At 47.5% G+C, this 11,755-nt stretch carries 7 protein-coding genes; all 7 read left to right on the top strand.

Features of this window, described 5'->3' with window-relative positions; all coding sequences use genetic code 11:
* The first annotated feature begins 42 nt into the window (after positions 1-42).
* Complete coding sequence (locus tag KSP24_RS18810; RefSeq protein ID WP_216976216.1) at positions 43-2,325, top strand: glycoside hydrolase family 65 protein; 2,283 nt, start codon at positions 43-45, stop codon at positions 2,323-2,325.
* A 24-nt stretch (positions 2,326-2,349) separates the two neighbouring features.
* The gene (gene pgmB / locus KSP24_RS18805) at positions 2,350-3,015 is read left to right on the top strand and encodes a beta-phosphoglucomutase (protein WP_014599390.1); all 666 of its coding nucleotides are present in this window, start codon (positions 2,350-2,352) and stop codon (positions 3,013-3,015) included.
* Between the two features lie 165 nt (positions 3,016-3,180).
* Positions 3,181-4,659 (top strand): spore germination protein, encoded by a 1,479-nt coding sequence (locus tag KSP24_RS18800; protein ID WP_216976215.1) that lies wholly within the window; start codon positions 3,181-3,183, stop codon positions 4,657-4,659.
* Between the two features lie 4 nt (positions 4,660-4,663).
* On the top strand, positions 4,664-5,818 hold the full coding sequence (locus KSP24_RS18795; RefSeq protein ID WP_216976213.1) for a Ger(x)C family spore germination protein: 1,155 nt from the start codon (positions 4,664-4,666) through the stop codon (positions 5,816-5,818).
* Positions 5,819-6,937: a GerAB/ArcD/ProY family transporter gene (locus KSP24_RS18790; protein ID WP_025674310.1), complete on the top strand. Its 1,119-nt coding sequence runs from the start codon at positions 5,819-5,821 to the stop codon at positions 6,935-6,937.
* 189 nt (positions 6,938-7,126) lie between these two features.
* On the top strand, positions 7,127-8,782 hold the full coding sequence (locus KSP24_RS18785; RefSeq protein WP_025674309.1) for an SWIM zinc finger family protein: 1,656 nt from the start codon (positions 7,127-7,129) through the stop codon (positions 8,780-8,782).
* Positions 8,779-11,742, top strand: a complete 2,964-nt coding sequence (locus KSP24_RS18780; RefSeq protein ID WP_216976212.1) for a DEAD/DEAH box helicase — start codon at positions 8,779-8,781, stop codon at positions 11,740-11,742. Before KSP24_RS18785 ends, KSP24_RS18780 begins: the two co-directional genes overlap by 4 nt.
* Positions 11,743-11,755 lie beyond the last annotated feature (13 nt).

Here is an 11,755-nt window from a genome sequence, read left to right as displayed (position 1 = left end):
CGTTAAAACAACGATCTCATTTTCCGAGAGGGGTACGCAATCATGGTTTACAACCGATTATTTGACGTAGATAGTTGGAAGCTGACAACACACACTCTACATAGCACACACATGCGATTACAGGAAAGCTTAACGTCCATAGGCAACGGATATATGGGCATGCGCGGCAATTTTGAGGAAACTTATTCAGGGGATCATCATCAGGGGACGTATATCTCCGGTATATGGTTCCCTGACAAAACAAAGGTAGGCTGGTGGAAGAACGGCTATCCTGAATATTTTGGCAAGGTCATCAATGCCATGAATTTCATCGGCATCCGTCTGATTGTAAACCAAGAGGAAGTGGACTTATTTACGGCACAGATCAGCGATTTTGTGCAGGAACTGGACATGAAGCAGGGAATCCTGCGGCGCGCTTGTACTGTGAACGACCAGGTTCGTATCACTACAGAGCGTTTTCTGAGCATTACTACACGTGAATTATGCCTGATTGATTATCAGGTAGAAAATATAAGCGATCAGCCTTTAAGCATTGAGCTTGTTCCTTATTTGGATGGCAATACGAAAAATGAGGACACAAACTATGACGAGGTATTTTGGCTGGAAGAAGCCCGTGAGGTTCAAGAGCAATTCATCAGCCTGTCCACAACGACGATAGATAATCCCTTCGGTATTCCGCGCTTTACCGTAAACGCTACCATGGGTATTGTAACCGAGGGACAAGATGAGCAGACGACGGAAGAGGGCTTTTTGTATGCTGCACGCCACTATCAATACAACGTCTCGCCAGGTGACCGTATCCAACTGCAAAAAATTGTAGCCGTCACCACTTCACGCGATATGGAAAAGGATGCATTGATTCCGCAAGGTGAACGCATCGCTGTAGAAGCTGTGAATAAAGGCTACACCTCTCTTAAGCAAGATCATATCGACGCTTGGGCCAGACGCTGGGACAAGGCAGATGTTGAAATTGAGGGGGATACGGAGGCCCAACAGGGAATACGCTTTAACATTTTCCAGCTATTCTCTACGTACTACGGTGAAGATGCCCGTCTGAATATCGGACCGAAGGGCTTTACGGGTGAAAAATATGGCGGTGCCACCTATTGGGATACAGAGGCATATGCCGTACCTATGTATCTGGCGCTTGCCGATCCGGAGGTAACGCGAAATCTGCTGCTGTACCGTCATCAACATCTGGAGGGTGCCAAACATAACGCAACCCAGCAAGGGCTTCGCGGGGCACTGTATCCTATGGTCACTTTTACAGGCGTGGAATGCCATAACGAATGGGAAATTACCTTCGAAGAAATCCATCGTAACGGTGCAATTGCCTATGCCATTTACAATTACACCAATTATACGGGGGACTTGACCTATCTGCATGACTACGGGATCGACGTACTGGTCGAAATTAGCCGTTTCTGGGCCGATCGAGTTCATTTCTCCAAGAGCCGTCAGCAGTATATGATCCACGGGGTTACCGGGCCAAACGAATACGAAAATAACGTTAATAACAACTGGTATACCAATACGCTGGCTGCGTGGGTTCTGAAATATACTTTGTCAGTCTTGCCTCAAATTTCGACTGAGAAATCGCAGCGCCTGGCCGTAACAGCTGATGAGCGTGCACATTGGCAAGATATCATTAACAACATGTACTATCCTTATGATGAAGAGCGGGGCGTCTTCGTACAGCACGATACCTTTATGGATAAAGATTTGCAGCCTGTATCCACTTTGCATCCTAGCAATCTACCACTTAATCAGAAATGGTCTTGGGATAAAATCCTGCGTTCCTGCTTCATTAAGCAAGCGGATGTACTGCAAGGGCTCTATTTCTTTGGAGACCAGTTCACGCTGGAGGAAAAAGCACGCAATTTTGCATTTTACGAGCCAATGACCGTTCATGAATCCAGTCTGTCTCCTTCGATTCATGCCGTGCTGGCCGCTGAACTCAAAATGGAGGATAAGGCAGTCGAAATGTATAAACGGACGGCCCGTCTGGATCTGGATAACTATAATAATGACACCGAAGACGGACTTCATATCACCTCCATGACAGGAAGCTGGCTGGCGATTGTACAGGGATTTGCCGGGATGAGAACCTATAATGAAACACTCAGCTTTTCTCCTTTTCTGCCGAAGGACTGGAACAAATATACGTTTAAAATCAACTATCGCGGCCGCTTGCTAAGTATTCTCGTACAGGAGGGTGAAGTAATCATTACCCTGCTGGACGGAGAACCGCTGACGCTGGAGCTGTATGGACAGCCAACGCATATTACCAGTGGGCAGTCGTTAATGGCGAGCAGTGCTTCATAAATGGACCAGACAGGGGGAAAGCAAATGAAAGCAGTTATTTTTGATCTGGACGGAGTCATTACAGATACCGCCGAATATCATTTTCAGGCATGGGGTAGCTTGGCAGCAGCGCTCAGCATCCCTTTTGATCGGGAATTTAATGAACAGTTAAAAGGAATCAGCCGTACGGAATCGCTCGACAAAATACTGGCACGCGGTAACCTGTCCAATACGTTATCAGAAGAAGGCAAGCAAGAACTGGCTATACAAAAAAACACCGAGTATCAGCGGCTCATCTCAGCCTTGACTCCCTCAGACGTTCTTCCGGGCATTCAAGCGCTTTTGAAGGAGCTGCGTGAAGCCCGAGTTGGCATCGCGCTGGCCTCTGCGAGCAAAAATGCAGCGTTTATACTGGATCGGCTGGAGCTAGCGCACTATTTTGACAGTGTGGTAGATGTTACTGCCATTCGGCATGGAAAACCTGACCCGGAAATTTTCCTCGCCGGAGCTGCGAATCTAGGCGTTCAGCCTGCCGACTGTATCGGCATAGAAGACGCACAGGCAGGCATACAGGCGATCAAGGGTGCCGGGATGTTCGCGGTCGGTGTAGGAACACCTTCGCAAATGCAAGGTGCAGATATCGTGGTAGCCACTACAGCCGAGCTTTCCTTGAGCATGCTGGAGGAACATTTTTACGAGTTCAAAAAATGATCCCATTCTGATTAAGTTCATATAGCGTTATGTATGACTAAAGACGAACACCATGAGGTGTTCGTTTTTGCTTTTTCTGGGAAAAACGATCAATGAATATTTATCACTATTTTACACATATTACATGCATATCATGCTTTAAGCTTTTTGAAGGGGGAAACGTCAGTGGCAAGATCACTCGAGGCAAAATTAGATTATCTTGAAAAGACTCTGGGTCATCTTCCTGATGTCGTCTTCAAAAAAATGAATGTGGGTCAAACGGGAATTCATGTCATTATGATCTATCTCTCCGGTATTGCGGATACAAGTATGATTAACGAACAAATCGTCAAGCCGCTCATTTTAACTGGAATCCGTGAAAACCACTCCCCAGTTAATCCTGACAAAATAAAGGAGGAGTTGATACAGCAGACAGCATTTACGATCGATATGACAGAAGGGACAGACCTTGAGACGTGTGTAAGCAAAGTATTATCGGGATATACTTGTCTGCTGATCGAAGGGACTGATGATGTTTTTTTTGCTTCTACAGGCAAATTTCCTTCGCGAAGTGTTGAGGAACCCAGCACCGAAACTTTGGTTAGAGGACCAAGGGAAGGTTTTATTGAGGATTTGGAAAGCAACCTGGCAATGGTTAGAAGGCACATCAAAGATATTAGTTTCAGAATAGACAAAATAACCATAGGAAGGAGATCTTCCCGTAAATTAGCAATCTTGTACATATCGGATATCGCAAATCCGGAGCTAGTTCAAGAAGTTAAGCGAAGAGTCGAAACGATTGATGTGGATGATGCTTCCGATACCGGGGTTATTGAGCAATGGATCGAGGAACATCCATGGTCTCCGTTTCCCCAGATTCAAGCCTCTGAACGCTCGGATAAAGCTATAACGGCCTTAATGTCAGGGAGGGTTGTCATTATGCTAGATGGCACCCCTTTTGTCCTAATTGCTCCCATGACCTTCTGGATGCTGGCTCAATCGCCAGAAGATTATTATGAGCGTTTCCCCTTAGGGACATTTTTCCGCATGCTTCGTTTAATGGCTTTGTTCATTGCAACATTCCTGCCTTCGTTGTACGTTGCACTGATTTCTTTCCATCCTGGATTAATCCCGCCTGAGCTGGTCATATCTATCGTTGCCTCAAGGGAGGGAATCCCTTTTCCCGTTTTTGTGGAGGCTTTAATTATGGAATTGGCATTGGAAATATTGCGCGAGGCCAGTCTGCGGCTACCCAAAGGGATAGGACAGGTCATCGGTATTGTAGGCGGTCTTGTTATTGGACAAGCAGCTGTCGAGGCGGCGGTTGTAAGTGCTTTTCTGATTATTGTTGTTGGTCTTACTGCCATTGCGTCTTTTGCAAGCCCGCAGTACAGCGGCAGTATCGGAATTCGGCTTCTTCGTTTTCCCATTATGATGATCGCAGGGGTTTTTGGGCTTTATGGAGTAATTTTAGCCTTTATTTGTTTAGGTGTACACATGGTCCAGATCAAGAGCTTTGGTGTTCCTTACATGTCACCCCTAGCCCCTGTTCGGCTAAGAGATCAACAAGACACCTTGGTTCGGGTTCCTTATAAATATCTCAGAAAACGTCCTATGATGCTAAAAACACAGGACGAAACACACTCTAACAGGAAAAGGAAGTAAAACTATGATTTCTTACGGCCTTCTGTTTCGTCGCACCCTATGGGTACAAAAATGCTTTGCCGCATGGATCGCGTGTACTCTACTCACCGGTTGTTGGGATAGCAGAGAGATCGATAACTTGAGTATTATTCAAGGCGTCGCCATTGATACGGATCAGCAGGATATGCTGGAACTTACCTACCAGCACTTAATCGCGCAGAAATCCAGAAAAAATATGTATCGCAACGTAACAACCTTCAATAAAGATTCCATCCAGTCTGCTTCCAGGGAACAGGCTAAGCAGGTATCTCGTGCTCCTTTATATAGTTTTATTCGCTTGATTTTGATTAGTGACCAAGCTATACAAAAAAGAAGAATCGATCAGTTGTTAGATACGTTTACTCGCTCCTATAAACCAAGTCGAAAATCACTTGTTATGATCGTAAAAGACAATGCGAAAGAAGCGCTCAATAAGATGGGCAAACATCAAGAGATACCTTCTATTGACCTTGAAGCATTGGCTAAAAACAGCAATTTAAATTCAAAAATACCTTATAGAATAACATTAGGGGAAATTTCTACGCATATCTCACAAGGAGCTGACTTCCTCATTCAATGCCTAGAAACCGGTGGAGGCAACCACTTCTCAGGTGCAGCTCTGATCCGCGGCAAAACGAAGAAATTTGCTTATTGGCTGGACGAAGAGGACGTCATCGGAATCAACTGGATGCTGGGAAAAACGAAGGGTTCAATTATTAGAACTGAGAGCTCAAAGTCAAATCAATCTATGGTCTTTGAAGTTGAGGATGTCCATACAAAACTTATTCCCCACCTCAACGGGCAGGACCTCTCATTCACAGTTCGTATTAAAACAGATATCAAACTAAACGAAAGCACGGTTAATTCTGAAGACTTCCTGAAGGAATCATTCATCCAAACCGCCAAACAAGAGGCGCAGGATGAAATCAAACAGACCGTATCCCAATCGCTAAACACACTCCAGAAAGAAATGAGAGCAGATGTAGTCGGTTTTGGCACAAAAGTAAAAGTAAATTATCCCGCTTACTGGGATCGGGTAAAGGAAAATTGGCAAGACACATTCAGTCAAATACCGATCGATGTTAAGGCTAAAGTACAGATCGAGCGAACTGGTGCCTATTCAAAGGAAGAGGGTGAGTAAATGTCTAACATACCTTCCATGAAACAGGAGAAAATATCTACCCTGCAAGCCTTATTCACCGTCACTTCGACTGTGTATGCTGTGGGTATTGTCAGTTTACCAAGAACCATTGCGGAGAAGACGCAAACACCCGACGTGTGGCAGGGACTTTTGCTGGCAACTCTGCTTGGGATCGGCGTCATTTTTATCCACGTTAAATTGTGCCATAGATTTCCAGGGAAGACGTTCTATGAGTTCAATCCTGTGATTGCAGGTAAATTCATCGGCTTTCTGATCAATATCGCATTTATTGTATTTTGCACGATGATCTGCTCTCTTGTATGTAGAATGATGGCGGAATTCCTCAAAGGTCTTGCACTGGAGAGAACCCCGATAAGCATGATTCTCTTGCCGTTTCTTCTGCTGATTGGGTATTTGACCTGGGGCGGTCTCCATGCAATGGTGCGATTGATCGAGCTTTTTTTCCCTTTAACCTTTATTGTTTTTTTATTGTTGATCATTCTTAATATCAACCATTTTAATCTTGATAATTTGCGCCCTGTTTTTCATAAAGGTTGGCGTCCGATCTTTGAATCACTTAAAGTTATACCTTTCTCTACAATGGGTTTTGAATCGATCCTTATATTAACTAATGTGATGACCCACCCACAAAAAGCATGGAAGGCCGGGTGGATTGGCTACTCGATTGCAATGGGTTTGTATATTTTAATGGTAACGATGGTCATTGGCTGTATGTCAGTAGAAGAAGTTTCCCGATTGCAGTGGCCCGTCGTTTCTTTTGCACAGCAAATTGAATTCCCCGGTGCGTTCCTGGAACGATTTGAAATATTATTTATCATTTTGTGGACGATCAAAATCTTCATGACCGCCTCAAATTATTATTTCTATATTGTTACTGGAATCAGCCAGCTCACCCAGAAGTGGAACAAGTATATCTGTTATCTCCCGTTAATTATATTATTTTGCCTGAGCATGTATCCCCAAAATTTTATTGAAATAGGCAACTTCGATAAAATAATAGGTTATGTTGGAATTGTTGTATGTGCAGCAGTACCTTCGGTGCTTCTTGTCATCTCTATGGTCTTCCATCGAACAGAAAAAACGGATGGAAAACAGTAAAGGGTATCTCCTCGCTCTTGCCAATGACTCCCCCCTTATGCTATAGCGTAAGGGGTTTTACTTTTTAGCCAGCGGTTATTCCTCGAAATTTTCCAACTCCCCCTCCACTCAATTACATTCGTGAACTGATATAATGGAAGAGTTAAGCTACTTCCAGATCAACTATTCTCTCTTAGGAGACTATTGCATATGAAACCAACCTATCTTATGGATGATATACAGTGGCAGCAGCTCATTCAAAACGTGGCTGACCATTTTAATGATGTGACAATCAAACGAGGTTTTCAGTACTTTAAGCAGGGAAAGGTAAAAGAATTCGCAATGCCTGATGCTGACCATATTGCGGCTGTCGTGGATGGGAATGAGCTCTACGAAGTGGATCTCCACTTGAGTGCTTTTGCTGCTAGCAGATGTACATGCCCTGTTCGCACCAACTGCAAGCATATGATCGCCGTATTGCTGAATTACGCGAATGAACAGGAACGTTCCGTTCATGCATTAGTGAACGCTCATTCGGCGGGATTCACTCGGCTGGCTGCAAAAGCAGACACCCGTACCCCAACTGCTTTCCGGTCGAACCTTTCGCTGGAGCACAAGGAAACAACACGAGATGCTCTCAGTAAAACAGCAAGCAACATACCGGACATGCTTGTTTCCGAATGGCATGATCTGTTTGATCAGTGTATCGCCCTTAATCATGTACACACCCAAAATTCTCAATATGTCCAAAGTGCTTTAGCTTCGATCTATGCCGTGAAGCCGCCGCTCTCATCCGGCATGCAGCAGCTATATGGACTGCATGCTCATCTGCATGTGCTGGAAAAGCTGGTGCCTCAGGCCCCCATGACAGGTTACCCTACTCATACCTATATGGGTTACTACACACAAATTGCCGCAGATGAGCTTAAAGAAGCGATTGAGCGTGATTTTGAAAGTCCACTGGAGCTGACTGATGAACCGATGCATGAGGCCCGTATGGCAGAAACTTTAGCTTATTTGCGCCGAAAAATGCTGACAGAGTCGCGGAACGGTACTTATTTTTCAGACGCGTATTATCAGTTTTGGCTATACTGGGTGCATCCTGCAAGGCAGGACTCCAACATATATACGGAGGAATTGCAGCATTTACATGCAGCTGAGGAGGAGTATAGTGCAACGTTGGCACGGCTTCCGTGGATGCTGGCTCAGAGCTGGATGTATGTTTACCAAGCGCAGGATCATAAAGCCTGGGAACTTCTACAGGAGGCGGAACGGGCTTTTCCACTAAAAATCTCCTCCAGCCAATTGCTGTTGTTCTTACATGCGTTGCGACAGGCCGAAGATTGGGTACGTCTCAAAGACGGACTGCGACATATCGGCCCCCTCCTTCACAGTCATCGGGATGATCATTTACAGGATTATATGCGTAATTGGGAGCTGGTTTCGCAGCACCTTCCAGAAGCAGAGGAGGACATGTGGGACACGCTGAAGGGTATGCTTCCATTTGCGGGTGGAATGTATGAAGAGGCTCTACTTGCTCATGAAAAATGGCGGCAATGGATCGACTATCAGCTAAGCATACGCAGTGAACCTTTAAGTTTTCGGGTGAGCGTGCTGCAACCGATTGAAAAGAACGCGCCTGAGTTGTTGCTGCCCTTTTACCATCAAGCGGTAGAACGTTATGTGCTGGAAAAAAACAGATCTAGCTATAAAGCAGCGGTTAAGCTGTTAAAGCGATTGTTCAAGCTGTACAAGAAAATGAAGCAAGAAACACGCTGGGAGCTGTTCTTCACGACCTTTACCAGCCGTCACAGCCGCCTGCGGGCGCTGCAGGAGGAATTGCGGAAAGGGAAATTGTTATCATGAGCCAATATACCGAAACGATTACGGTGCATATTCAATTAACTACCTATGGGGACGCGCTGATCTATGGCGATTCCTCCATGAACTATAGCATTTCCGGTCAAATGTTGAAGCAGCGTTTGTTTGCTTGGCATGAGGCTTCATTTTATGGCACCGAGCTGGAGATTCAGCATGTTCAAGACACAGATATTATCGTGTTGCCCTCGGAGCAAGTAATTCCTTTTCTGGCAGAGCAGGAGCTTCTACAGCATATCGAATGGATCTGGGACGAGGCCAATGCCCCGTGGCTTCGGCTGATCCCTCTATTGGCTCACTGTATTGAAACGAAAGCCTATGTGCCCAACTTCATGTCGTTCCAGGCAGGGAAGCTGCAATGGAAGTGGGATGCAAAAGCATTGGAAAACATCCAACCAGCAGAGCTTGCTTTGCTGGACAGCCTGGATGAGAACGAGCGCGAAGGGCTGGTAGCGGCGTTCTCGGCCGCTGTATTTCAGCGCTGGTACGGCACTGAAGCGGAAGCCGCTGATTTGCGAAGAGAATATCCGATTCTCTTCGCTCCCCAACGCCAGGTCGCGGCGGGTCTGGATGCCCAAGCATGGCATATCGCCATTGGATGGAAGGCCGATACCGCGCCATTTCGTCCGCTTCTGCAACTGCTGGAGCCAGAGCTGGAGGACGACGAGCCATCTTGGAAGCTCAAGCTTGTGTTGCAGGACAAGCAGGACCCGGCCTTGCTGGTGCCTGTACAGCTCGCCGATGATGGATATGCATCCGGCTCATGGCCCGATGCGTGGACGGTGCATGTGCGTGAGCGCTCAGGCGGATGGCTGGAACGCTTGACCGCTATTTTGCCCGCAGGGCAGCGTGCCGGAAGCCGCGATGACATACTGAGTCGCCCGCTCTCTGACGAAGCAGCGTGGCAATTCCTGACGACCGACAGCCAACGCCTGCTGGAAAGTGGTTGGCAGGTGCTGCTGCCGGCTTGGTGGGAGGCAGCCACCCGCAAGAAGCCAAAGCTGCGGGCCAAGGTTCGCCCCGGCGAGGGAGCGGGAGAGCGCTCGAAGGGCAGCTCGCTGTTCGGACTGGACTCGATTGTCCAGTTCGATTGGCGCGTTGCCATTGGCGATGCCGATCTGAGCGAGTCGGAATTCGCCGAGCTGGTCGCTCGCAACGAGCGCTTGGTGCGCTTCCGCGGGCAATGGATCGCGCTTGACCCTGCGCTGCTGGCGCAAATCCGCCTCGCCATGGACGGAATCGACAGCGCTCAGGGATTGTCCTTTCAGGACATTCTGCAGCTGCATCTGCTTGGCAACACCGACGAGCCTGAAGGCGAGGCCTCAGGCGAGCAGCCGGAGGACCCGGCACGCTTCCGACTGGAAGTAGAGCTGAATGCCCATCTGCTGAAGCTGATCAGCCAGCTCGGACGGCAATCGGAATGGCCCGCTCTGGACGTGCCGGATGGACTGCAAGCCGAGCTGCGGACATATCAGCGGGACGGATACGCATGGCTTGCCTTTTTACGGCGCTTCGGATTGGGCGCCTGTCTGGCCGATGATATGGGGCTCGGCAAAACGGTGCAATTTATTACTTATTTACTGCACCTACAGGAAATTGCCGCTGAGACGGGTGTACGCTCCAGTTCGTTGCTGATTTGCCCGACTTCGGTGCTGGGCAACTGGCAGAAAGAGCTCAGCCGCTTCGCTCCTTCATTAAGAGTCATGCTGCACTATGGAAGCAAGCGGGAACAAGGAGACTTGTTCCGCGAAAAAGTCGAGCAGGCCGATGTCATCCTGACCTCCTTCGCTACAGCAACTCTGGATCAAGAGCTGCTGCAAAGCATGACTTGGGATTCGATCTGTCTGGATGAAGCGCAAAACATTAAAAATGCGCAAACCAAGCAATCCACAGCTGTGCGCAGTTTCCCTGCACGTCATCGTATCGCGTTGACAGGAACACCTATTGAAAATCGGTTGTCCGAACTATGGTCCATTTATGATTTTATCAATCCAGGTTATCTGGGCAGCTCACGCGCCTTTAGCAATCGCTTTATGAATGCTATTGAAAAAGAACATAATGAGCAACGCACGATGGATTTGCAGAAGCTGGTTCAGCCCTTCATGCTGCGGCGCAAAAAGAAGGACCCTGCGATTCAACTTGATTTGCCTGACAAGAACGAGATGAAAACATACATTCACCTTACCTCCGAGCAGGGTGCGCTCTATGATCAGATTGTTAAAGAGCTGATGGAACGGATGCAGAAGCTGGAGGGGATTGAGCGCAAAGGAGCTATTTTGTCAGCTCTGACCCAGTTGAAGCAGCTTTGTGACCACCCTGCTCTTTTAACCAAGGGGGCGCTTCTGGATGCAGCAGCTTCTGGTTATAGTCAGCCCGATCTTGAAGCAGTCATTAGCCGTTCATCCAAACTGGAGCGCATATTGGCTATGGTCAAGGAGCTGCGGGAAGAGGGCGAGCGCTGCCTTATTTTTACGCAGTATATTGGTATGGGTCAGATGCTCCAGCAGGTACTCGCTCAGGAGCTCCAAGAACCTGTGCTCTATCTGAATGGCAGTACATCCAAATCTGCACGTGACCGAATGATTGACCAATTCCAATCGCATACGCTCTCTCCTGACGAGCAGCCGTCCGTGTTTATTTTATCGCTCAAAGCCGGGGGGGTGGGTCTCAACCTGACAGCTGCCAACCACGTCTTTCACTTTGATCGCTGGTGGAATCCAGCTGTTGAAAATCAGGCTACAGACCGAGCCTACCGGATGGGACAAACCAAGGATGTACAGGTTCACAAATTTATCTCGTTGGGTACGCTAGAGGAACGCATTGACGAGATGCTGGAGAGCAAGCAGCAGCTCAGCGACCAAATTATCACCAGCACCGAGGGCTGGATTACTGAGCTGTCTACAGACGCGTTAAAAGACCTCTTTACACTACGGCGTGAGTGGGCATAATGATGTCCCAAAT

It is taken from the genome of Paenibacillus sp. AK121, from assembly GCF_019042715.1.
Taxonomy (GTDB): Bacteria; Bacillota; Bacilli; order Paenibacillales; family Paenibacillaceae; genus Paenibacillus; species Paenibacillus polymyxa_C.
Note: the sequence above shows the minus strand (reverse complement) of the source record. Positions and strands in the feature narration are given on the sequence as shown.